This is a genomic window from Shouchella rhizosphaerae, assembly GCF_900142675.1.
GTDB classification, from domain to species: domain Bacteria; phylum Bacillota; class Bacilli; order Bacillales; family Bacillaceae_D; genus Shouchella; species Shouchella rhizosphaerae.
On the sequence record NZ_FRBS01000002.1, the window covers coordinates 558,884 to 582,776 of the forward strand.

At 41.9% G+C, this 23,893-nt stretch carries 21 protein-coding genes, 1 pseudogene and 4 CRISPR repeat arrays; of the genes and pseudogenes, 17 read left to right on the forward strand and 5 right to left on the reverse strand.

From position 1 onward, the window contains the following. Positions 1–19 precede the first annotated feature (19 nt). Positions 20–1,603, reverse strand: coding sequence for an alpha-glucoside-specific PTS transporter subunit IIBC (locus tag BUC05_RS08765; protein WP_073304598.1), 1,584 nt, complete (start codon positions 1,601–1,603; stop codon positions 20–22). A 144-nt stretch (positions 1,604–1,747) separates the two neighbouring features. On the opposite strand from BUC05_RS08765, the gene BUC05_RS08770 reads away from it, so the two are divergent. The 5 genes from BUC05_RS08770 (at position 1,748) to BUC05_RS08790 (ending at position 5,155) form a co-directional block, all read left to right on the forward strand. Then, complete coding sequence (locus BUC05_RS08770; RefSeq protein ID WP_035203510.1) at positions 1,748–2,515, forward strand: MurR/RpiR family transcriptional regulator; 768 nt, start codon at positions 1,748–1,750, stop codon at positions 2,513–2,515. A 118-nt stretch (positions 2,516–2,633) separates the two neighbouring features. Then, positions 2,634–3,119 (forward strand): DUF1648 domain-containing protein, encoded by a 486-nt coding sequence (locus BUC05_RS08775; protein WP_011248416.1) that lies wholly within the window; start codon positions 2,634–2,636, stop codon positions 3,117–3,119. 195 nt (positions 3,120–3,314) lie between these two features. Continuing rightward, complete coding sequence (locus tag BUC05_RS08780; RefSeq protein WP_035203507.1) at positions 3,315–3,788, forward strand: DUF5381 family protein; 474 nt, start codon at positions 3,315–3,317, stop codon at positions 3,786–3,788. Between the two features lie 68 nt (positions 3,789–3,856). Further along, the gene (locus tag BUC05_RS08785) at positions 3,857–4,591 is read left to right on the forward strand and encodes an SMI1/KNR4 family protein (protein ID WP_035203504.1); all 735 of its coding nucleotides are present in this window, start codon (positions 3,857–3,859) and stop codon (positions 4,589–4,591) included. A 30-nt stretch (positions 4,592–4,621) separates the two neighbouring features. Beyond that, complete coding sequence (locus BUC05_RS08790) at positions 4,622–5,155, forward strand: HXXEE domain-containing protein (protein ID WP_035203501.1); 534 nt, start codon at positions 4,622–4,624, stop codon at positions 5,153–5,155. Between the two features lie 280 nt (positions 5,156–5,435). Next, positions 5,436–5,800: a CRISPR direct-repeat array (repeat unit 33 nt; unit sequence GTCGCACTCTTTGTGAGTGCGTGGATTGAAATA). A gap of 186 nt (positions 5,801–5,986) precedes the next feature. Here the strand turns inward: BUC05_RS08790 and BUC05_RS08795 are convergent. Next, on the reverse strand, positions 5,987–6,931 hold the full coding sequence (locus tag BUC05_RS08795) for a 1-phosphofructokinase family hexose kinase (RefSeq protein WP_035203498.1): 945 nt from the start codon (positions 6,929–6,931) through the stop codon (positions 5,987–5,989). Between the two features lie 182 nt (positions 6,932–7,113). Here BUC05_RS08795 and BUC05_RS08800 point away from each other — a divergent pair, with 182 nt between their 5' ends. Genes BUC05_RS08800 through BUC05_RS08825 form a run of 6 tightly spaced genes read left to right on the forward strand, consistent with a single transcriptional unit; the run spans position 7,114 to position 11,973 of the window. After that, complete coding sequence (locus BUC05_RS08800) at positions 7,114–7,902, forward strand: DeoR/GlpR family DNA-binding transcription regulator (protein ID WP_011248411.1); 789 nt, start codon at positions 7,114–7,116, stop codon at positions 7,900–7,902. Further along, positions 7,895–8,374: a PTS sugar transporter subunit IIA gene (locus BUC05_RS08805; protein WP_011248410.1), complete on the forward strand. Its 480-nt coding sequence runs from the start codon at positions 7,895–7,897 to the stop codon at positions 8,372–8,374. Before BUC05_RS08800 ends, BUC05_RS08805 begins: the two co-directional genes overlap by 8 nt. 2 nt (positions 8,375–8,376) lie before the next feature. After that, positions 8,377–8,652, forward strand: a complete 276-nt coding sequence (gene gatB / locus BUC05_RS08810; RefSeq protein ID WP_011248409.1) for a PTS galactitol transporter subunit IIB — start codon at positions 8,377–8,379, stop codon at positions 8,650–8,652. A 25-nt stretch (positions 8,653–8,677) separates the two neighbouring features. Next, the gene (locus BUC05_RS08815) at positions 8,678–10,024 is read left to right on the forward strand and encodes a PTS galactitol transporter subunit IIC (RefSeq protein ID WP_011248408.1); all 1,347 of its coding nucleotides are present in this window, start codon (positions 8,678–8,680) and stop codon (positions 10,022–10,024) included. A gap of 20 nt (positions 10,025–10,044) precedes the next feature. After that, complete coding sequence (locus BUC05_RS08820; RefSeq protein ID WP_035203494.1) at positions 10,045–11,103, forward strand: galactitol-1-phosphate 5-dehydrogenase; 1,059 nt, start codon at positions 10,045–10,047, stop codon at positions 11,101–11,103. Then, positions 11,104–11,973: a class II fructose-bisphosphate aldolase gene (locus BUC05_RS08825; protein WP_035203492.1), complete on the forward strand. Its 870-nt coding sequence runs from the start codon at positions 11,104–11,106 to the stop codon at positions 11,971–11,973. A gap of 413 nt (positions 11,974–12,386) precedes the next feature. After that, positions 12,387–12,684: a CRISPR direct-repeat array (repeat unit 32 nt; unit sequence GTCGCACTCTTAGTGAGTGCGTGGATTGAAAT). Positions 12,685–13,039: 355 nt separating this feature from the next. On the opposite strand, the gene BUC05_RS08830 is transcribed toward BUC05_RS08825, so the two are convergent. Then, complete coding sequence (locus BUC05_RS08830) at positions 13,040–14,140, reverse strand: response regulator aspartate phosphatase (RefSeq protein ID WP_035203489.1); 1,101 nt, start codon at positions 14,138–14,140, stop codon at positions 13,040–13,042. A 664-nt stretch (positions 14,141–14,804) separates the two neighbouring features. On the opposite strand from BUC05_RS08830, the gene BUC05_RS08835 reads away from it, so the two are divergent. The 4 genes and pseudogenes from BUC05_RS08835 (at position 14,805) to BUC05_RS08850 (ending at position 17,887) form a co-directional block, all read left to right on the forward strand. Further along, positions 14,805–15,281 (forward strand): DUF2975 domain-containing protein, encoded by a 477-nt coding sequence (locus tag BUC05_RS08835; RefSeq protein WP_035203486.1) that lies wholly within the window; start codon positions 14,805–14,807, stop codon positions 15,279–15,281. A 10-nt stretch (positions 15,282–15,291) separates the two neighbouring features. Next, positions 15,292–15,516, forward strand: coding sequence for a helix-turn-helix domain-containing protein (locus tag BUC05_RS08840; protein ID WP_035203484.1), 225 nt, complete (start codon positions 15,292–15,294; stop codon positions 15,514–15,516). Between the two features lie 44 nt (positions 15,517–15,560). Beyond that, positions 15,561–16,352, forward strand: coding sequence for a DUF817 domain-containing protein (locus tag BUC05_RS08845; RefSeq protein ID WP_035203482.1), 792 nt, complete (start codon positions 15,561–15,563; stop codon positions 16,350–16,352). A 343-nt stretch (positions 16,353–16,695) separates the two neighbouring features. Continuing rightward, positions 16,696–17,058: direct repeats of the CRISPR family, unit length 32 nt; unit sequence GTCGCACTTTTTGTGAGTGCGTGGATTGAAAT. 354 nt (positions 17,059–17,412) lie between these two features. Continuing rightward, positions 17,413–17,887: pseudogene (locus BUC05_RS08850) on the forward strand (GNAT family N-acetyltransferase). A gap of 118 nt (positions 17,888–18,005) precedes the next feature. On the opposite strand, the gene ppsA reads toward BUC05_RS08850, so the two are convergent. Then, positions 18,006–20,606 carry a phosphoenolpyruvate synthase gene (gene ppsA, locus BUC05_RS08855; RefSeq protein ID WP_035203481.1) on the reverse strand — a complete coding sequence of 867 codons (2,601 nt, stop codon included), beginning with the start codon at positions 20,604–20,606 and terminating at the stop codon, positions 18,006–18,008. A gap of 504 nt (positions 20,607–21,110) precedes the next feature. Further along, positions 21,111–21,608: a CRISPR direct-repeat array (repeat unit 32 nt; unit sequence GTCGCACTCCTTGTGAGTGCGTGGATTGAAAT). A 32-nt stretch (positions 21,609–21,640) separates the two neighbouring features. On the opposite strand from ppsA, the gene BUC05_RS21720 reads away from it, so the two are divergent. Then, on the forward strand, positions 21,641–21,910 hold the full coding sequence (locus tag BUC05_RS21720; protein ID WP_095317616.1) for a hypothetical protein: 270 nt from the start codon (positions 21,641–21,643) through the stop codon (positions 21,908–21,910). A 10-nt stretch (positions 21,911–21,920) separates the two neighbouring features. On the opposite strand, the gene BUC05_RS08865 is transcribed toward BUC05_RS21720, so the two are convergent. Continuing rightward, the gene (locus BUC05_RS08865) at positions 21,921–22,820 is read right to left on the reverse strand and encodes a LysR family transcriptional regulator (RefSeq protein WP_035203479.1); all 900 of its coding nucleotides are present in this window, start codon (positions 22,818–22,820) and stop codon (positions 21,921–21,923) included. A gap of 109 nt (positions 22,821–22,929) precedes the next feature. On the opposite strand from BUC05_RS08865, the gene BUC05_RS08870 reads away from it, so the two are divergent. Next, on the forward strand, positions 22,930–23,745 hold the full coding sequence (locus BUC05_RS08870) for a sulfite exporter TauE/SafE family protein (protein ID WP_306203711.1): 816 nt from the start codon (positions 22,930–22,932) through the stop codon (positions 23,743–23,745). The last annotated feature ends 148 nt before the right edge of the window (positions 23,746–23,893 follow it).

Genomic DNA, 23,893 nt, shown 5'->3' on the forward strand with positions numbered 1-23,893 from the left:
TCCTTCTCCTATTATCTGTTTAAAGTTTTGTTTCAAAGGAATCTCTTACTTGCGGTACACTTAAGCCAACAATAATTTGTATGCTTTGGCCGCTTTTAGCCAATCCATGGGCCATTTTATTGTTTGTGAAGTAATCGCTGTCTTTGACCAAGCTAGTGTCAATCACTGTAACACGTAGACGCGTTGCACAGTTTGTCACATCTTTAATGTTTTCTTTGCCGCCAAGGCCTTCTAAGTAATAGACCGCTTTCTCTTCATACTCAGACTCGTAAGCTGCGGCAGCTTCCTTTTCATGATTACTCCCTTTTTTAGCCTTCTGATAATCTTGTTTTGTGTATAGCCTAGCCTCCTCTTCCTTTTTTCGCCCTGGTAATGGAATATCAAATTTAACAATCATCCATCTGAACAGGACAAAGTACAGTGCTGCAAATATAAGCCCAATCATGGCTTGGACGATATAAATGCTTCCGTGATTAGAAGCGAGTGGTATCCAGTTTAACGCGGCTATTTCAATTAATCCGCCGCCCATCATGCCGACGACGCCAAACATGTTCATCAGCGTTACCATAGTCGCGCCAAGAAGGGCATGGATCACAAATAAATAGGGCGCGATAAATAGAAATGTAAATTCAAGCGGTTCTGTAATTCCCGCAAATATCGCTGTTAATGTTGCAGGCAATACGAGCGCAAGCACTTTCTTTCTGTTTTCTTTTGGTGTTGAATAATACATGGCGAGTGCGATCCCTAAACAGCCGAACATCTTAATATTTCCATGCAGTAAAAACCCATATGGATAAAGATCTTTTAACGCTGAAGTTGAAGTAGCAAAATCATTTAAATTGGCAATCCAATATGGTTTTAACCCTTCATTTACAGCAGCCGGACCAAATTCAAAAGGAGTGTAAATAAAATGATGCAGCCCCGTCGGTATTAAAACCCTTTCCAAGAAATGAAACAGCCAGACACCAACATAACCAGCTTGTGAGATGAACCCTTGGAGGGAACCAATGCCTTGCTGGACATACGGCCATACAAAAGCAACGAGGAAAGCGAAAGGAATCATTACAAAAAAACCAATGATCACCACAAAGACGAGACCCTGGAAAATGCCAAGCATTTCAGGAAGCTTTTGATCATAAAAACGATTATGGATCCAAATTACAATCGCAGATATGACAATGGCGCCAATGATATTTGTATCCAATGTAGGGATACCGGCAATTTCTTTAACACCTGTTATGTTCTCGACCCCTTGTGATAGATCGACGCCGAAAGTGGACGGCCAAAGTGTCAAAATCGCATTAATAAAATTATTGAAAACAAGGTAAACCATCAATGCTGCAAGTGTGGCCCGTGCTTGCGCTTTTTTTGCCAATGAAATGGGCAAGCCGATAACAAACGCCAGCTCCATATGATTAAAAATGGTCCAGCCTCCACTTTCAATCAGTGACCAAACCTTGTACCACATCGTCCCTTCTGCAGCGATGTCTCCCATAATCGCCGGGTTTTTAAATAAAGTTGCCAGGCCGACGACAATGCCAAAAAATGCGAATAAGAGAACAGGGACAATCATCGCGCTGCCAAACCGCTTGATTGCGTTCATAAGCAAAACTCCTTTGCGTGGTCTACAATTTAACTGTAAAGGCAGCGCTTTCAAAACCCAATAGGTTTGACGCATTTAGAAATCAAGTTGTACGATTAGATTATATTTTCACAGAAGGAAAATATTTTCATAGAAGGTGAGCACATGATTCTGGACAAGTTAGTCAATAAACACTTTGAATCACTAAGCGAGAATGATTTGCATATTATTAAGACGATTTATGACCATATTGATGAGATGAAGACGATGAAAATTCAGGATCTCGCTGTTTATGCCCACACTTCCATCTCTTCCATCCACCGACTCACGAAAAAAATTGGTTTAGACGGCTACAGCGACTTAAAATCTTATATTAAATTGAACAATTTTACGGAAGGTACGAGCCAAGATTTAATGGAACTGCTTGACCAAGATATCCACCAGACGAGGAAGTACATGGAGCAACTAGACTTTTGCCAATTAAACCGACTGATTGACCGCGCTCCATATATCTATATTTACGGAACGGGGGCTGCACAGCTGGATTTGGCGAATGATGTTCAGCGGCAGTTATGGACGCTGCACAAGAAATCTCAAGTCATACGAAGTGAACGGGACTTTACAAATGGACTCGGAGAAATGGGCGAAAACGATCTTTTGTTTATTATTTCTTTATCCGGCGAATCGGAAAACCTCGATGAAATTATTCACGCGATTAAAACAAGAAAGATTAAATGTGTCAGCCTAACAACATTGAGGAATAATTTACTGGCACAAAATGCGATGTTTAATATTTATGTAAACAGTACTCCTTTCTGGTTGTATAACAAAGTCGAGAACTCTAGCTTTTTGCCGTTTTACATTGTGGTTGATATTATCGTGAGGAAATTTAGTGAGTGGAAAATGGAACAGTTGAAAAATAACATGACTTAACAAAGCAATGACTTGGAGTACTCCAAGTCATGTGAGAAGTAGTACACTTGCCAAGAATAATTTTTTACTAATTCATGGTTATTATAGACTTCATACCTACAAGTAGGGGGAGGTACATATGGAAAAACCGAAGAATGGCCATTCTAAAATAGAAAATTTACTCGTATTTCTATCCGCTGTTTTCTTTATCTATCACCTTACATTTCTAATAAATGCTTGGCCAGATATTCCTAATCAAATCGCCTTTCACTATAGTAATGGAATCCCTGACAATTTCAGACCTAAGTATTTGTTAATTGTTATTCCACTAATAGGTGTATTGATGTGGTGTCTGCTCGGTTTTTTAGTTAGGAAACCAGAAAAACTGAATTATATTAATTTGACTGAAGCAAATAAAGATCTTCAGTACATGAAGGCTAGAAAAATCATGTCCGTCGTACAAAATGCAAGCTTTATCATGCTCTTATTTGCCAATGAAGCTTTCATAAGAGGAGCAATGGGACTTGAATTTAGTTTCCAACTCTCTATTTCTTTACTGCTATTAGTAATTTGCAATCTGACTCCTTTGTATTTCTTAATATGGGCCTTCAGATTAAAATATTGACAGAAAGTAGATGGACGTACTGAAAGTTCTGGACGACGAACGTGTTCTTTCAAAATAGGGCTGTGCTTAAAGGTCATGGAAACGTAACTTTTGTTTATCTTAAAAGGCATAAAAAAATCGCCTAACCTTGTATAATGTAGTCACCAATTAGTATGATGAGAGCTGTTTAAACAAAATCAGAAAGGCACAAGATAAATGAAAGCAATATCTTATCGAAAATCGGTGGCATGGGGCAAAGCGCTTGGCAGTTTACTGTTTGTGCTGGTTTGTTTGTTTCTGCTGTATGTTGCTTTTTTTACCGATGCTACGTTAATTCATACGTTTTTTTGTATCACGTCAGCTATCATAGGGATTCCGTTTTTTGGTGGATATTTGGTTGTCTGCTTGCCACGGGCATTGAAATCAAATACGCAGTTACTCACTTATGACCAACAGGCTATTTCAGACGGTAAGCAAACAGTAGCGTGGGTGGACATTGTAAAAATCAGCTACAGTGGCCCTTCCATTCAGAGATGGCTGCTTCCGCAGTTTCCTAAGCTGATTTTTCATTTGAAGAACAGAGAAACCTGGACTGTGAATACCTATTATTTGCTAACTGATACCGAAATCCAATCAGTCATGAAGCTCCTGCACGGGCTAATTGGCCGCAACGGTAAGGAAATAAAGTAGTTTCAGTAGATTTATATTTTTATTAGCTGAGGATGTCTACGATTAACGGAAAGGAAGGCGTACAAACAATGGAAGCGAGCATCGAAGGCCTCCTTCGTCTATTGAGAGACCAGCACGAGGCGCATCATGGTATTCCAGAGAGTGAGATCGAGGCAAAGGAACGAGAGCTTGGCTTTTCCTTGCCGCTGGTGCTACGGAATTACTACAAAGCGTTGGGACGGTCTCCACATATCTCCCAAGGATGCAACAATCAATATGAACCGCTGCCGTTGGAGAAGCTGTTTATTCCTGATAGCACTTTTTTTACAACAGACAAAGCATTTTTGGTTTTCTACCAAGTAGAAGAATCTGTGATCTACTGTGGGATCCGGTTGGACGAGTTGGAAAAGGAAGACCCGCCAGTTTATTTATGCGCTTGGAGCTTCGCCGACTGGCAGTTAGAGAATCAGTCACTAAGCCGTTTTCTCGCTGGCAAAGCTCTAGTTCAATTGGGCGTTGAAGATCGGCTGCCGTATTGGGCGATTTTCGATGAAAGCACGGGGAACTTGTCCGACTATCACGAGTGGATGCGTTTAGACGACCACGAAGATGAGATAGAAGAAGGTTCCGAGCTAAATACGTGGAAAATATTTGTGAAAGATGATGTGCTGATCGTGTTTGAACTTTCTGGTTCAGAAGAAGAGGAGGCTCCGCTGGCGGTATATCTTGCTTCTTTTAAGCGAACGAATTTGGAGAATCTACTAAACGAGCTGGAAAAGGCAGCGAACCTGCCCGCGTATCGAACCAATCTGTTTGAACAGTAATGGTGTGGGGACCCATGAAGGAGGCATCCTGTGATCGAAGCATTGAATCAATCAGTCTCGATTTCATCACTTATCTGGCTATTTTTGGTATTTTTTATGATTCATGATTTTGAGGAAATTATTTTTGTCGAAGGATGGGTAAAAAAACGCTACGAGTCGGTCTATCAAAGGATCCCCTCTTTTTATAGACCAATCTTTCGTATATTTAACGGAATGACTGGTTCGCAATTTGCTTTTGCCGTGTTTATTGAGTTTATTGTATTTATTCCTGTTACCTATTTAGCGGCAGAGCAACAAATGTTTACCTGGTTCATTGGTTTTAACGTCATCGCGTTTTTGCATGTATTTACGCATGCAGGTCAAGCACTGCTACTGAGAATGTATACACCAGGGGTCATTACCGCCATTATCGTGACCCTTCCATATTCACTATATTTGTTTTACCGGTTAGAAGCGGAATATAATATTCAGGTTAATGATCTAATTGCCAGTATCCCATACGGACTGACCATTATTCCAATCGTGGCTTTCGGTCATCTACTAGCTAAAAAAGTGATTCGGTAAAAAATGATAAGGTATTTCGTGGATCGTTTTTGGATTTAACATTGATAACAAGTGAGCAAACAAATATAACTTTGAGAAATGCTTTCTAACCTATTATTTTGGTGCGAACCCTAAGCGAACATAAAATTCCTGGATCACCCGCACCAAAAAAGAGCCTAAATATGAAATAATATGTGTAATAATGTATAAATCTCGTTTACGTCCTATGATATGATAGAAGAAAAGGGTGATTTTTCCCTATTATTTATAGTTTCACTCCAAGAAATAGGGAGATTTCGCTGTCGCACTCTTTGTGAGTGCGTGGATTGAAATACACACAGCCCATTGTCTCTTCGTTTCACAGCTTCGTCGCACTCTTTGTGAGTGCGTGGATTGAAATAATCACCTAATTTCTGTTGCCTTATAATCTCTTGGTCGCACTCTTTGTGAGTGCGTGGATTGAAATAACCATGTGTTTGTAATCGGCAGAACTAATACCGGTCGCACTCTTTGTGAGTGCGTGGATTGAAATCGTCCGGGGCATATAAATTGAATTCTTGGACTAGGGTCGCACTCTTCGTGAGTGCGTGGATTGAAATTTGCATTTCCCGTAAACGGGCAAAAAAAGGCGGCGTCGCACTCTTTGTGAGTGCGTGGATTGAAATCCATAGTCTTTGGATAGGGCATCGATAGGGTTAGCCGGAGAACTCTATGTTTATGCCATTTCCATTAGGCCACACGGCAGTTTTCTTTTGTGGGTTGTGAAAATAGTGTCCACGTAAAACGAGAGCCAGGAGTTTTCCTCCTGGCTCTGTCTGCTTTTTTCAAGAATTGCTTTGCTAAAATGCATGACTAAACAGCTGAACCAATCCGTTCGATGTGGATTTTTTGCTGATACTGTTCGGCTTGTGAAAAATCAATCGTTGGCAGCCAGTGGAGGCAGTTTGCCAATGAGAGGGCGCTGCCTGCTAATAGAGCTGCTTTTACATCGTTTGTTTTTCGCCACTCGCGTATAAAGGTGCCGAGAAAAATATCGCCTGAGGCGGTAGCATTTGTTACGTTAATCGTTGGGAGCGTGACACGCCAGATGTCTCCGTTGATTTTGGCGACTGTTCCTTCGCCGCCTAATGTGACGATGCAGTTAGGGTAAGGGCTGTTTTTTAAATATTCTTCGATTTGCTGCTGTCTGTTGGCGGCTTCCTCTTTTACCCCCATTAAGTCTAAAAATTCTTCTCCGTTGATCTTTATTAGCCATGGTTTTGCCTCTGCTCCGTATGCTAATGCATCGCCGCTGCTATCGAGAATGGTCTGGACGCCGCGGCTTTCTGCTTGGGCAATGATGTCCCGGTAAAAAGTGAGGGGGGTCCCCTTTGGGAGTGATCCTGAAAGCACGAGATGGTCGCCTGCTTTTAGGGAGCAAAAAAGCGATTGCAAAAACTGCTGTTGTTCTTTTTCTGTAATGGAAGGTCCTTGTTCATTGATTAGGGCTGCTTCTTGCTTTGATTCGTTTACGAGAATGGTGCAGTATCGGTTATCGCCTTCAATGAATGTTGTTTCCCCTGCTAGTTGGGCGTTTTTCATCATCTGTGCTAATTGTTCTCCTACAGGCCCGCCGAAAAATGTGTGCATGTGAATCGTTTTTTGCTCATTTGTGACAATAAAAGGAAGGGCGACATTGAATCCTTTCCCGCCAAGGCCTTCATGGGAGGCACTAGAACGGGTTACGCCATTTGGATAAAAAGCTTGAACGTAAATGGTTCGGTCAAGGGCTGGATTGGCACATAAAATATGGATCATTGATTACACACCTCTATTTGCATTGGTTTGCATTTTGAGTTAATCATATAATAAAAACCAAGTATTGCAAAGTCGTTAATGAATTAATGCAAAATAAAGCAAAAATAATATTTGCTTTTTTTGGCTTTGTCACTTATAATCCAAGGTAAGCGATTTCAGTAATAAGGGAGGGGGATGGTTCTTTGCTTCCGCAGGAAAGACAAGATTTGATCATGAAGGAATTGTATGAATACCATTCTGTCAAAATTTCCGAACTTAGTTCCAAACTAGATGTAACGCGAGAAACGATTCGCAAAGATTTATACGAATTAGAAGAAAAAGGGCTCATTCGCAAAGTGCACGGAGGAGCGGTGTTAAACAAGGCAAATCTTGAGACGAACTATAGCTCGAGAAAAATTGTCAATGAGTGGGAAAAGCGGGCGATTGCGAAAAAAGCAGTTGAGTTTGTCTTTGATAACGATACGATTTATATCGACTATGGCACGACCGCCCTTTATTTTGCTCGCGAGCTTATTATGAAAAAAACGGGGCTGACGATTGTAACCAATTCGCTTTCTTTGGCCAATGAGCTTGTGGAGCACTCGAATTTCTCAATTATTATCATTGGCGGCAACGTCCGAAAAAATGAGCGTTCCTTGTATGGGCCAGTTGCGAACCAAACAATTGCCAATTTGTATGTCGATACCGGCTTTTTTGGCATTGGGGCTTTGCATCCGGAAGTAGGCTATACGAACATCCATATGGGGGAAGCTGAAGTATCGCGCCTTATGGTGCAACATTCGAAAAGGCGCGTGATGATGGCTGACTACTCAAAATTCGGCTCCATCCATATGAATAAAGTCGCTCCAATTGAAGAAGTTGACACACTCATTACCGATTCCAAGGCCGATGCAGAGATGCTGAAAGCGATTCAAGCGAAAGCACGAAATGTCATCGTCGTTGAAGCTGAAGGGGGTGAGGGAGATGAGTAATGCTTTACTTGATCGAGACTTGATTTTGTTAAACCAAACATGCCAAACGGTTGAAGAGGTGTTAGAGACAATAGCGGCGCCGATGCAAGCTAAACAGTTTGCGAAAGAGACGTACGCTGACGGTTTAAAAGAGCGAGAACAATCGTTTGCGACAGGGATACCAACTGAGCCGTTTGGTGTGGCGATTCCTCATACCGATGCCAGTTATGTACTGGAAAGCAAAATTGGATTGTTGACGCTAAAGGAGCCTGTCTCGTTTGGCGTAATGGGGTCGGAAAACGATCAAATCGATGTGAAAGTTGTGTTGTTGCTTGGCTTAGCTGATGGTTCAGCTCATTTGAAAGCGCTGCAAACCATTGTGGAACGTATTCAAGATGCCCATTTTGTGAAGAAGTTGGCTTCTGTACAAGAAAAAGACGAGGCGTTAGCCCTATTGGACGCTTCCATTACTAAACAACTCGAGGGGGAATAAACATGAAAAAAGTATTAGTCGCATGTGGTGGAGCTGTTGCTACGTCTACGGTAGCTGCAAATAAAGTGAAAGCGATTTTGAAAGAAAACAACATCCAAGCAGACGTCAGCCAATGTCGTGTCAGCGAACTCGGTTCAAAAGCGCAAGGCGCTGATTTGATCATCTCCACGGCAAAAGTCGATCGTGATTATGGCGTTCCTGTGATCCATGGGTTGCCTTTTATTTCAGGTGTTGGCCTTGATAAAACGAAACAAGAGATTTTGGATATTTTAAAATAACCTATTGCTGATAGGGGGAGACATCATGAATGTGCTGCAATATATATTGGATTTAGGGCCTGCTGTCATGCTTCCGGCTGTGATCTTTGTCCTTGGCCTCTTGTTGCGCCAAGGAATTGGGAAATCGTTAAGATCAGGGATCACGATTGGGGTCGGATTTGTAGGCATCACTTTAGTTATTAGCTTACTGACAGATAACTTAGGGCCAGCCGCACAGGAAATGGCGGAACGGTTTAATCTTGGTTTATCAATTGTCGATGTTGGTTGGCCAGGAGCTTCTCCGATGGCGTGGGCTTCTAATATAGGAACGGTGGCCATTCCTGTTGCCATTCTTGTCAATGTCGTCATGTTGTTGTTGAAATGGACCCGTGTTGTTAACGTTGACATTTGGAATATTTGGCATATGGCATTTGCCGGTGCGATTGTGTCCACCGCATCAGGAAGCTTTTGGCTTGGCGTTCTTGGTGTTGTCATCTATGCGGCATTTGCTTATAAGCTAGGGGATTGGTTTGCGCCGATCATTCATAAATACAACGGCTTGGAAGGAATTTCGATTCCACATGGCACAGGGGCGATAATGGCGCCAATCGCTGTTGTCACTGACGCAATTATAGAGAAAATTCCTGGTTTGAAAAACGTGAATATTAACTCAGATAAAATTGAAAACCGACTTGGACCAATCGGAGAACCTGCGATTATTGGTGCCATTCTCGGGACAGTCATCGGTGCCTTGGCAGGTTACGAGGTATCAGCGATTTTGCAATTGGGCATTCAAATGGCGGCGGTAATGCTGTTAATGCCTACTGTCGTCAAGTTTATTATGGAAGGATTAATGCCAATTGCCGAGGCTGCAAGGGAAATGCTCGATAAACGATTCTCAGGGCAAGACTATTATATTGGGCTAGATCCTGCGCTCTTGCTCGGCAATTCACAAGTGGTCGCGGCAAGCTTGATTTTTGTCCCACTTACACTTGTAATTGCAATTCTTATTCCTGGAAACGAAGTTCTTCCGTTCGGTGACTTAGCGACAATTGGCTTCTTCATCTCGATTGCAGTCGGCATCCACGGCGGAAACTTGTTTAGAACGTTGATCTCAGGGACGCTCATTATGACAATGACAATTTGGATTGCGAACATGATGGTCGGCGTCCACACTCAGCTTGCACTCAACACTGGAACGATATCCGGGGGGCAAGTAGCATCCCTTGACCAAGGCGGCAGCCCGCTTCAATTCATCATGACCGAACTAACAACATGGCAAAATCTACTTCCGCTTATTGTCGTGACGGCGATTTATGGATTCTGTGTCGTATTTACGATTGTTCAGCATAAACGGGGCAAATTACTCCCAGCAGAGACAGATAAAAATTAATTGAGTCAGGAGTGGAGATCATGAAAGCGCTCGTTCTTGAAGCGAATCAATCATTTACTATAAAGGACATTGAAACCCCTGTCCCTAAAGAGGATGAGGCATTAATCAAGGTTGCTTATTGCGGCATTTGCGGCTCTGATTTGGCACGGTACTTCGATGGCAAAGTCCACAATTACCCGATTGTTCTCGGACATGAATTTTCTGGAACGGTAGAGGCTGTCGGCGCAAGCGTCGATTCAGTAACGGTTGGTGACCGTGTAGTCGTCGCCCCCCTTTTGCCAAATAAAGACGATCCCTTTATGCAAAAGGGAAGCCCAGCTTTAAGTAGCTCATACAGTTTTCTTGGTTCCCGGGAAAATGGCGCAATGGCCGAATACGTAGTCGTAAAAGCGGAAAATCTCCTCGTTTTGCCGGAAACGGTAACATTAGCGGAGGCGGCGTTAATCGAACCATTGACAGTCGCGATCCACGGAATTGAGCGAATTGTGCTACCGGCAGGCGAACACGTCTGTGTTCTAGGAGCCGGAACGATTGGCATTATGACCATTCTCGCCTTAAAAGCACGCGGGGCAGGGAAAGTAACAGCGATTGATATCAACGACGAGAAACTGGCATTTGCCAAAAAAATCGGCGCAGACGACACGATTAACTCTTTAAAAGAGGACCCGGTTTCATACGCTAGCAAACATGGCAAGCCTGGCGCTGTTATCGAAACAGCAGGCGTGCCGAGCGCCCAAGAGCAAGCGGTCGCTTTAGTTGAGAAAAAAGGGAAGATTGTGTTTGTTGGAACGGCGTCAGGGGATGTGACGTTTCCAGCAGCGACGTTTGAGAAAATTTTACGTGAAGAATTGGAAATCACAGGTTCTTGGATGAGCTATTCTGGCCCATTCCCCGGCTATGAATGGCAGGCTGCGATTGATTACATCGCGTCTGGCAAAATCGATGTCAAGCCTTTGATCCATGACGTGTTTAAGCTAGAAGATGGCGACAAGCCATTTCAAGCAATGAAAGACCCAGACAATCATTCAATTAAACTACTATATCAAATCGCAGAAAACGAAGGGCAGGTGGGCAAATAAATGGGATTACAGTCAACGACACCGATGCTAAAAAAAGCAAAAGCCAACAAACACGGGATTGTCGCGTTTAATGTCCATTCATTTGACAGCATTTTCTGGGTGCTCGAAGCAGCAGCGGAATTGAAGTCCCCGGTAATCCTGCAAACGACAGTCGGGACGGTCAAGTCACTCGGTGCAAAAAACATTGCTGAAGTAGCCAAGGCCGCAGCGGAACATTACCAAGTGCCAACAGGCTTGCACTTAGATCACTGCACAGACTTTGAGGTGATCAAAGACGCGATCCGCGCTGGCTATACATCCGTGATGATGGACGCTTCCATGCATCCATTCGCAGAAAACGTCGCTCGGACAAAAGAGGTCGTCGCGCTTGCCTCGTCCCTTGGCGTCAACGTGGAAGCAGAGCTCGGCAAAGTCGGCGGCGTGGAAGACGACATTGTCGTAGACGAAGCCGACGCCCAAAAAGCAATTCCAGAAGAGTGCCGCCAATTTGTCGAAGAAACAGACGTGCCGACACTTGCCCCTGCGATTGGCACTGCCCATGGAATTTACAAAGGCAAACCCGAAATTGACTTTGAGCGAATCGCCAAAATTGCCGAAATGGTCGACGTCCCCCTCGTCCTTCACGGCGGCTCGGCCGTGCCAGAAGAAGACGTGCGCCGTTGTGTCGCCCTCGGAATGGCAAAAGTCAACGTATCAACAGAACTAAAAAATGCCTATTCCGAAGCAATTCGCGACCACTTCGCAAACGAACCAGACAGCCTCGATCCACGCGCGTATTTGCAAAAAGCAAAAGAAGCAGCGAAAGAAATGGCGAAATCAAAAATTCGCATGGTTGGCAGTGAAAACACGGTTGTGCCAGCGTTTGCGTGAAAAGTGTGAGCCCGGACTGTCACCTTCGCTTGTTAGGCTATGTACTAACAAGCGGAGGTGTTTTTTCATTAATTGGGGAGGAAGGGAGAAGAACTCAATCGAATAGGTGTATAAGCAAGGAACCTCCTTACGCAAATAGAAGCTTTTTAATGGAAAGAGTAAAGTAGAGATAGACACAATTGAGCCAAGGAGATTAACTTTACAATTATTCATCTTTTGAGCCGTGATTCTTAGTGCGAACCCCAAGCGCACATAAAATCCCTAGATCACCCGCACCAAAAAAGGACTTTAATGTGGGATAATATGTGGAAAAGTGGCAAAATGTTGTTGGTGTCCCATGGTATTATATAGAAGAAGAGCGGCTTTTCTCTATTATTTATTAATGGGTTTCCAATAAATAGGGGAATATCGCTGTCGCACTCTTAGTGAGTGCGTGGATTGAAATCCATCTTACAATTACCGCGTTTCTTTTGTTGGACGGTCGCACTCTTAGTGAGTGCGTGGATTGAAATTACCAGTATTCAAACATAGTGCCATCACGAACAATTGTCGCACTCTTAGTGAGTGCGTGGATTGAAATTCGAACAGTTGTTACATCAAAACGGTGTGGAGCGTCGCACTCTTAGTGAGTGCGTGGATTGAAATTCGCGTTGCTCTTGTCTACAATTTGCCGCCTCATGTCGCACTCTTAGTGAGTGCGTGGATTGAAATTTTACCCCATACGACAACGCTAGTGAAGCTTGGAATTGGTTACTGTCCAGTTCCCTAATTTAGGGCTCCATTAGAATTAGGGGAAAAAGTAATGCAGAAATTAATAAAGGAACGAAAACAAGAAAAAGTTTATAGTTTAAAAAATAAAAAACGCACTTCTTGAAAAGTGCGTCTAAAAAACAAAGATATTTATTTTTCCTCAAGGGTTGTAAAAAAAATTTTCTCTTAGATTAATGAACGGTATCTCCTTTATCTCGAGTTTCAATTGTCGGAGAATCACGATCAATGACGACATTTGTTTGGAGGGTAAAAGAAACACACAATAATGCTGCAAATAGGGAAAACCATATTTTTTTCAAGGTTGATCGACTCCTATGTTTGATAGATTTTGGCGTGCACGATAGGCGACGTTTAAATACTTCCACGCTAGTTCTTGTTCTCCTTTTTGTTTAAAAAACGTTGCTGCTTCCTCTGCGATCTCCTCAATTTCAAAGTTCATATCCGACTCACTCAGGCTTTTAATGGCTTGGTCAATTTCCTCCGGATTAGAGTTTACGTATAGTCCGTAAGTAGCAATACATCTAGCTTGATATTCGTGGTTGTTGTAAGATTGTGCTCCTGCATAGGCTTTGGTTAAATGAGGGAGTGCCTCATTGAATAAGCCGATGCGAAACAATGCGTTTGCTAAATTATACTCGCTTTTGACTCCTAAGATAGTCTCCGTGCATTCAGGATAGGAAAGGCTCTTTTCGAAATACTCCTTAGCCTTTTGGTAGGCTTTTTTTCGCAAAGCGTCTAATCCTATGATACGTAAAACTGCTACTTGGGCCATGGGGTAATTATTCGAAATGCTAAGAGCCTCTTCTAATAACTTTCGGACTTTCTCATGCTGTCCCGCTTCAGAATAAATACCTCCAAGTATCACTTGGCAGTATACAGCCCGTTCGATATACCCGAGGCGATTAAAAGCAAGTAATGCTTCTTCAATGTATGAAGCAGCGTACGGATACTGATTGATTCTATATAAAGACGAACCCATGTAGTAATAGAACTCTGCTTCTTCGGCTTCATCGTTTATATACTCAAGCAAACGTTCTGCTTTACGGAATAAACGAATCGCAGACTGGTAACGTTCTTTTATAAATTCATTTTGACCACTTACAAATAAATAGAGGTATTTGAGCGTATGATCTATCGAATCTTCGATCATATTGCCCGCCTGTTGTATCCTTTCATCATCCTTTTCGTCCTTGCCTCCCTGTTTGGCCATGATTGAATGCCTGAACTCAACTAAAGAATAATAAGCGATTACTCGATCATTTGGCTCCATTGTTTTGACCATATTTTCTGCTTTTTCTTTGAGTTCATTTGCTTGCTCTACAGAACGTGCAATAATACAGCTATACCACTCAGCAATTATCGTGCTTACTTCCTCTGGAGATAAAATAGCAGACATAAAGTTCTCCCCTCCTTAAATAAAGATTTCATAGAATTTTTTACAATTATACTAGAAAATAGAGAAACATGTAATAGATTTAAAAATTTCCCAATATACAAATGGCTAATTTGTGTAGGAAAATGTTAAAAATAACCTTGCTTTATAATAAGGCGTATGGACTTATCAAAGTGGAAAAGGTCAAGTGCGTGTGGACAACAAAAATAACATAACTGGGTACTTCAGTAACGGTGGTTAGTTGTGGGGAGGGATATATAAACAATGAAACGTTCATCAAAGATAATTTTAAGTGTTGTTGCGGGCATTGTGGTTATCACGTTAACAATTTCATTTTATGCCGGAAATACGCTCGGCTAAGGTTAATATCAAACATACTTTCGCTTCTTCCCAATCGACTAAAATACCGTCCTTTAAATAGGAGTGGTATTTTATTTTGAGAATTTTCGTTAAAACATTGACTATACCATGTGGTTCAAACCGTCCCTGTTCGTGAAGACGCAACCATCACCGATCTGTTAGCAAAATAGCAATCAGACGAACTATGAGCATACAAGAAGTATATTCTAATGCAATAATAAAAACATGATAATCAACAATAATTTATTGATAATCGATAAATTTGTGATAGAATCAATTGAACAACAAATTAATAGAGGTGTTTTTCATGAAACGAGGTTCTACGCTTTTTTTAAAGATAGCGGTGGTGCTTATGGGAAGTCCCGTTCTTGCTTTGTGTATCTTTGGGTTGGCTTGGATACCCAATCATCCGGTAGATCCAGATTATGGCCATATCCTATATCCTATTTTTATCGGTGTATTTTTAACAGTGATACCGTTTTTTGTCGCATTGTCTCAGGCTTTTAAACTTTTAAGTTACATTGACAAGAACCAATCGTTCTCGGAACTGTCTACGAGAGCGTTGAAAAAGATTAAATATTGCGCAATCATCATCAGTGGTTTGTACGTAGCTATTATGCCGTTCTTTTACTTGTTAGCAGATCGAGATGATGCCCCTGGTCTCCTATTTATGGGAGTCGTCCCTCTCTTCGCTTCAACGGTAATCGCAGTATTCGCTGCTGTTCTTCAAAGACTTTTCCAAGAAGCGATTGATATCAAATCTGAAAATGATTTAACGGTTTGAGGTGAAAATCATGGCGATTATAATCAATGTTGACGTGATGCTAGCAAAAAGGAAAATGAGCGTTACTGAACTTTCCGAACGAGTTGGGATAACGATGGCGAATCTCTCTATATTGAAAAATGGAAAGGCCAAAGCGATTCGACTCTCCACGTTAGATGCGATTTGCAAAGCCTTAGATTGTCAACCTGGAGATCTTTTAGAGTACCGAAGTGATGAAAACCTCCATGATGAATGAAAGTGGACGGCAGAGAAGACTTAGTCAGAATGGAGGCATGAATGATGAGGCCATTAAAACAACTCGTTCGTTTTGGGTGGGAGCAAGCTTTGTCCTGCTTGTTTCCTGTCGTTATATTTGCTTCTTTGGCCATTACACAGCTCGTGCCACTTCCCTTTTTGCCACGGTATGATTGGCTGCTCATTATTTGTCTTTTTATGCAGTGGTGGATGGTGCGTTCTGGGCTTGAAACTTGGGACGAATTGAAAGTCATTACATTGTTTCACCTTATTGGGCTGGCTCTTGAACTTTTTAAAGTACACATGGGCTCCTGGTCCTACCCAGAGGAAGGGTATTCCAAGGTATTTGGCGTCCCTTTGTATAGCGGATTTATGTATGCAAGCGTAGCAAGTTATCTTTGCCAAGCGTGGAGGCGACTAAAGATAGAATTGGTGAAGTGGCCGTCGCTGTTACTGGTTGTCCCTCTTGCAGCTGCGATTTACTTAAATTTTATTACTCATCACTTTTGGATTGATATCCGTTTTTGGTTAGCGGGGCTTGTCATCATCGTCTTTTGGCCATCATGGGTTACATATGAAGTGAATGAAACTCGTTACCGGATGCCACTTGCACTCTCTTTTGTGCTCATCGGATTTTTTATATGGATAGCCGAAAATATTGCAACGTTTTTTGGGGCTTGGGAATATCCGAACCAAACCGATGCATGGAGTCTTGTTCATTTGGGGAAGGTCAGTTCATGGCTTTTATTAGTGATTGTTAGTTTTCTGATCGTCGCGACATTAAAACAGGTGAAGGGGAAAAGGCGCACTGGAGTAGATGCTAGTCAATCTTTATAAAAAGCAGTGCTTTAGTTTAGTAAGGAACTTTGCGTTTTTACGATTCTTATTATTTTGCCAGTGCAAACAGGTGCTTTTTTGAAGAAACCTATAGATGGCACAAGTATAATAGTAGTAAAGTTGAGGAGGCAACATTTACTTCGTATTATACGCAGTTCTTTTTGGTGCGAACCCCAAGCGCACATAAAATCCCTAGATCACCCGCACCAAAAAAGAGCTTAATTATGAAAAAATATGTATGAAAATGGCGAAATGTTGCTCGTTGTCCATGATATGATAAGTGAAAGAGCGGTTTTTACCTATTATTGATTGTTCTTCTTCCAATAATTAGGGGAATTTCGCAGTCGCACTTTTTGTGAGTGCGTGGATTGAAATCAAAAAGGATCAGCGATGAAGCGTTTTGCCAGATAGTCGCACTTTTTGTGAGTGCGTGGATTGAAATAACTAGCAAGGAAAAATGCAAAATCTCAATTACTGTCGCACTTTTTGTGAGTGCGTGGATTGAAATAAACAACTGCTTGATGAATTTAAGTATACACAACGTCGCACTTTTTGTGAGTGCGTGGATTGAAATTGTCTCTGACATTACTACCCCCCTGTTAGCTAGGGTCGCACTTTTTGTGAGTGCGTGGATTGAAATATACGCCCTTGGCGCGGCATGGCGCTTTTTGTTAGTCGCACTCTTTGTGAGTGCGTGGATTGAAATCATTTTAGGAGTTGACGCAGCGAACATCCGTTTATCGTCGCACTCTTTTTATGAGTGCGTGGGATTGAAATCCGTCTACGCACCCAATCACCAGGGTCGCCATCGTCACACTCCTGGCGAGTACGTGGGTTAAATAAAGGCGGGAGTAAGCCCCTCGCGCTTGCTCCCTTGTCACACGAGTGCGTCGCTAAGTTTCTAGCTATAGAATTCCGACCCCAGCTTGCATAAAAAATCCCCTTTTCTCGGAATCTCCCCAATTTCCCGCGCCCCAAAAATGTAGCCACATTTTTATTGCTCATAAAATTTTCCTAAATGGTAATATGTTTAAAAAGACTAGATACGGGGGGAGCGAAATTGGAAATTCGTACAGTGAAAGACTCTGACTACTTATGTAATTTCTCCACTAATTAATAAGTGGTGGGGTGGAAGAAAGATGTCTGATAAGTTGCCCAAATTATTTTTCGACCACTTTAGCAATACAAGTTTCATTGCTGAAAAGGATGAAAAACTTATTGGCTTTCTAATAGGATTCCTTTCTCAATCACATCAAAAAGTAGCCTATATACATTTTGTTGGAGTTCACCCTGATTACAGAAAGCAAAGCGTTGGCAAACATTTATACAATCAATTTTTTCATGTGGTTCAGCAAAACGGGCGAAGTATTGTTCGCTGTGTAACTTCTCCTGTCAATAAAACTTCAATTGCCTTTCATACCAAGATGGGATTTTGTATTGAAGAGGGAGACAAAAAGATGGATGGTATTTTTGTAAATACCGACTATGATGGACCGCACGAAGACAGAGTTTTATTTGAGAAACGTTTAATCTAAGTCACGATTTGCTTTTCTAGGCATGGAAGGATAATAGCGTCCGCTTAAAAAAGAGAGCCAAGAGTTCAACTCCTGGCTCTAATTAGGCTTATAAGATTCGAATGCCCTTTTTTATGATTCATGAATTTAGTATCTCTACATACCCATCTGTTCCGTTTACCCTGATCCTTTGTCCATCCTTAATCAGCTTGGTGGCATTTTCTACCCCGACAACTGCTGGCAAGCCATATTCACGTGCGATCACTGCTCCGTGGGTCATCAGTCCGCCAACTTCGGTGACTAGGCCTTTTATGGATACAAATAATGGCGTCCAGCCTGGGTCGGTAAAGGAAGTGACTAATATATCGCCATCTTCCAGGTCGGCATTCTCGATGTTTAAAATGACACTAGCTCTTCCTTCTATCACTCCGGTAGAAACAGCAAGACCTGCAATCGCATTAGCCGGTAAATTTGCTTGCTTGTACGCACCTGTAATGATTTCGCCATCAGACGTGATTACCCGTGGGGGAGTTAGTTTTTCATATCGTTTGTACTCGTCTTTCCGTTTGTTGATGATCTGGTCATCTGTTTTTTTGGTGCGGGCAACTTCGTGAAGTTCTTCAAAAGTGAGATAGTATATATCTTCCTTTTCCTGAATAACGCCTGCTTGTACGAGTTGTTCGGCTTCTTTCAATAAAGCCTGCTTATATACGAAATAGCGACTTACTATGCCGTATTTTGGATATTCTCGGTAGCCGATGAAATTCCGGATGAGGTCGATCCTTTGTTTTGTTTCTTTGGCTTTTTGTTCACCATCCGGTAATTGCTTCAATCGATTTATTAACTCTTGTTCTTTTTCTAAAGCAACGCGCCGGCCTTGCTCAAACTTTCGATTGCCTTCATTAGGCTCAAAGTTGTTGATATGACTAAGAATCATCGGAACAAGTGTAATTGGTTTTTCACTCCAACGAGTTCTTGTAATATCGATTTCTCCGGGACAGCGCATTCCGTATTTGTCAAGATAAGCATCAATAGCGTTCCTAGCTTCCTGTCCGCCATCAAACTTAACCAGTTCATCGAGAAAATTGTCTTCTATTGCATGCTGCAAATAATCAATCACTTCTGGGTAAGGGCGAATCACATCCGCGACATCCATTAGCGCCAGACCCATTTCCGAAGTAATATTATGCGGTACAGATAGAGAAAGCGTATCTGCTGCGTTTTTTTCGCCTAGCCACTCGTTCATGTTTTCGTTGATCCATGTTGTAGCATTAATAGCAGCCATAAACACAGCCGTACTTTGCGGGTCAAATAAGATCTTCTTTAATTGCTCGATATCTTCCAGAATAAAATCAAACAAATCCAATCCCGATTTCGCTTGGATGTTTTGTTTTAACTGTTCGATTGATGTTTGACTGCGCTTAATTAATTTAGAAACAATTGTCGGATCAGTCTCGAATTGTTCCGACATACCTTTATGACTATTGCCTGGATTTGATGCGGATTGATCCGTTGGCAACAATTTTATATAATCTTGCTCGATTACGGTCATGAGTGCGCTTTTTGTGAGCGGATCCGATCCCACGGTATTTAATAAGGCTTCCCGGCCGGCACGTGTAGTTAACCTAGGTGCAACATCAACAAACAACCGCCCGCCGGCTTTACGCATAGGTGCAGGAGTAATTAACAGGTAAAAAGACAACCCCAACGGTTTTATCGGATCTGTCATCATTTGCTGATGACCAACTGATAAATAAACGTGATTTTCTTGATCATTTGTTTCAGGGATTGGGTAAAGAGTAGTGATCGGCCGGCTTTGGACAATATAAAATGTATCATTAGCCAAACACCATTCGATATCTTGCGGCTGGCCGAAATGCGCTTCGATCTGTCTTCCGATGCGTGCTAGTTGTAAAATCTGTTGATCAGTAAGTGTTTGTGTCTTTTGCTGATCAGGATCGATCTGTTGAGTCTCCGTTCCGCCTTCTTCTCGTCCATAGATAGCCAATTTTTTGGTTGCTATCCTCTTATCGACAATTTGATCTTCCCGTACTTTATAACAATCTGCAGAGACCAAGCCGGAGACCAGAGCTTCTCCAAGTCCAAAACCGGCATCAATGGATAGCACCTTTCGGTTAGAAGTCATTGGATCAGCGGTAAATAAAATCCCTGAAGCCTGCGGGAAAACCATCTTTTGAACGATTACGGATAAATAAACTTGACTGTGATCGAAGCCGTTCTGCATACGGTAGATGACTGCGCGATCCGTAAATAGCGAAGCCCAGCATTTGCTGATATGCTGCAAGATCGCATCCTTGCCGATAATATTTAAAAAGGTATCTTGTTGCCCAGCAAAAGAAGCATGTGGCAAATCTTCAGCAGTCGCGCTAGAACGCACTGCATAAGCATGTTTTTCGCCAAACTGGGAGAGATAGTGAGCAACGGCTTTCACAACGTCTGAAGGAATTTCTACTTCTAGAATGAGTTCTCGAATCTTCCTGCTAATTTCACCAATTTGATCCCGGTCCTCAACTTTTAGTGTGGCCAGTTGAGCCAGCAACGCTTGGAACGTGTCGTTTTGTTTGATGGCTTTTTGAAATCCTGTTGTTGTGACACAAAAGCCTTCTGGTACTTGGATTCCTTGAATTTTTGATAATTCCCCTAAATTTAACCCTTTTCCGCCAACAAGCAAAAGCTGCTTTTCATCCATTTCCTGAAAACCAAGAACCAAAGAACTCATTCAATATCTCTCCTTTCAAATCTTAACATTCTAATGAATTTTAGCAGCAGTCAATGAGAATGAATAGTCTATAATAACTTGTGTCTATATGCTATAATTAATCTAGGGAAAGTGTAACTTTTTTAACATAGCTAACCGTACTGTAAACGGGTGACCCGTTTCAACCTCTAGAAAGCAATTCATACCTCCTTTCGTCCACAACGAATATCGTTAAAACCCGATTTTAAGAACAGCCTTGATGAACAAGCGCATGTAAAAGAGCAGAAGAGAATGACATTGATTGCCCTTCTTAGTATTTAAAAGAATAGAAGTGGTGTTTTTTTGGTGCGAACCCTAAGCGCACATAAAACCCCTAGATCACCCGCACCAAAAAAGAGCCTAATTATGAAAAAGCATGTGTAAAAATGGTGAAATGTTGTCTGTGTGCCATGATAGAATAAAGGAAAAGAGCGGCTTTTTCCTATTATTGATTGTTTTACTTCCAATAATTACGGGGATTTCGCTGTCGCACTCTTAGTGAGTGCGTGGATTGAAATGATGACAGGGTTTAATGATACAAATATCCTCCCTGTCGCACTCTTAGTGAGTGCGTGGATTGAAATACCGAACTCGGTAAAGAATGAAACAATCGCTTTTCGTCGCACTCCTTGTGAGTGCGTGGATTGAAATAACGATTTCCTCTTGATTGATTTTAATAATCATTGTCGCACTCCTTGTGAGTGCGTGGATTGAAATTTCGCTCACGTCAGGCTTCAATGATTTTGACTGGGTCGCACTCCTTGTGAGTGCGTGGATTGAAATATTAAACAATATATCGTCGGAAATAATGCGGGTTGTCGCACTCCTTGTGAGTGCGTGGATTGAAATTCAGCGCAAGTCTTTCCGTAGCCCCTACGCTGGCTAAGTCGCACTCCTTGTGAGTGCGTGGATTGAAATAGGATTACCAGTCTACAAAAGATTGGACGCTTGAGTCGCACTTTTAGTGAGTGCATGGATTGAAACACGCTGCTGCCGTAGCAAATGAATTTAGCTCAATGGAAGAAAGAGGACGAATTATCAATTTTTTCACTTCTGTCGTCGGTCAAATGTTTCCAACGTATAGTGGGTACGCTGATTGGCTTGAATGCTGGCGCCTTATTGTTTGTTGTTGTCGCGTTTACGTTTCTGGCGGTTTCGTCATTCCTGTTTGGCTGCAACCAGCGATAGTCATTTCCGACAAGGGCACATCTTCTGGTTATGGCGTTTTTATTTTAAAATCGACACCGAGGCACTGGTTTTTACCGCTTGGCGCTAACCAATGCTGACGCCTTTCATTCAATAAAAATCATCTTTAGTAAAGCCATTAATCAAATCGATCAATCTAGATAAATGGATTGTATGCGCGTCTTCTTTACGGGTACAAAGGTAAACAGGCCGTTTAATCTCGATATCTTTTACAAGAACTTTGCCTAGTTCATTTCGGTGAATATGGTCTTTGACGGCAAGTGAGGGGGCAAGCATCGCGCCATAACCTGCAAGAACAGATCGGATTGATTCGTTAAGCCCGTGAAATTGGATGCCAATGTTTGGGACAGGGACATTATGAAGGTTGCATAAGGAAAAAAGGACTTCTCTTGTAGAACTCCCCTCTTCTCTCACTAGAAATGGCTCGTCCATTAAATCGTGCAATGAGACCTCTTGTCCATCATATTTATGCCCTGTGGGGACAATAAACCAAAACTCAATATCCATAAGATGATGAAGTTGGATGGTGGGATGGTGCCATTCTTCTTTTACCACAAACGCAATGTCCGATTTATAGTGTAGAAGCTGGTCAACCACTTGATAGGAATTGCCGCTAGAAAGGTTGATTTTTACAGACGGATAAGCCAATTTAAACTTTGCCAACCAGGTTGGGAGTAAATAATTGGCTGGTAGAGACGTAGAAGAAATATGAAGTTCTTGCAATTCTCCATCCTTTAATTGGATGAGCTTATTTTCAATGTCTTGTTCCATATTGAATAAGCTTTCCGCCCGCTTGACTAGAAATTCTCCTTCTTTCGTAAGGTTGATTCCTCTTCCTTCTGTTTTTATTAGTTTTAGTCCCGTCTCTTTTTCCAAATTTCTTATTTGAATCGTGACTGCCGGTTGACTGATAGAAAGAGCGTCAGCAGCCTTAGTTACACTTTTCAGAGCAGCCACTTTCGTAAAAATACGCAAGGCGTGAAGGTTCATGATCGGCTCCCTTTCATAAAATATTTTTATAAATGTACAAAAAAGATATATTAGATTTATCTGTTTTCATTATATACCCTGTAAGTAATGAACTGAAAAGGAGTATTTAATGAAACACATACGATATGGATTACTAGTTTTCATGATAATAAGTTTTAGTTTTGGCCGTTCTATAGTCGATAATCATCTTGCCCTTTTGGTTGTGATCGGAATGTTGTCTTCTTTTATAGGGACTTTAGCAGGAGGAGGAGGTTTGATCACCGTTCCAGCGATGATGTTAACTGGCATTCCGATTCAAACAAGCATTGCGACGAATAAGTTTTCTTCTGGAATTGCCGCCATGTCTAGTGTCTTTTATTTAGTCAATCGTCGCCAGCTTACGATACAGGCAATCGTTAAAACTGTAGCCACTGCCTTTGTCGGAGGGATTGCTGGTGCGTTGCTTACCGCATATATTTCAGAAAAAACGATGAATGTCGTGGCATTTGTGCTGCTTTTCTTTGCCTTGATCGTCACTGTGGGAAGCAAGAATTGGGCCAAGGGGAGAAAGGGCGAAGAAGTTACGCTTTCTCCTCAAAGCTGGCGGCCATGGACTCCTTTGTTTATCGCAGCCTATGATGGAGGGTTTGGTCCCGGTTCTTCTACATTTGGAATTTTGTATTACATGAAAAAACATCATACCTATTTAAAAGCAGTCCAGCTAACACGAGTATTAATTTTAGGAAGCTGCGTCGGTGGTTTTCTCGTATTCTATCAAACCGGGTTCTTTCAATGGCCGTATGCAGTCGCACTGGCGATCGGTTCCACGGTCGGTTCCCAAGTTGGCTTGCTTGTCCTACCGAAAGTTCCAATGAAACTGGCGAAGGGATTATTACTAACAGTCACGTGCCTATTGATTTTATCAATTGTTTATAAATTGGTGTGAAGGGCGCCGATTTGAAAGTGAAAACAAAACCTAAAAAAGCGTGTACAGTCTCATTGCTGTACGCCTTTTTTAGGTCTTTATAAACTGAGCATACTCTAAAACGAATCCTTATTGTTAACGGTCATGTTGACCCGAAGATACTTCTAAA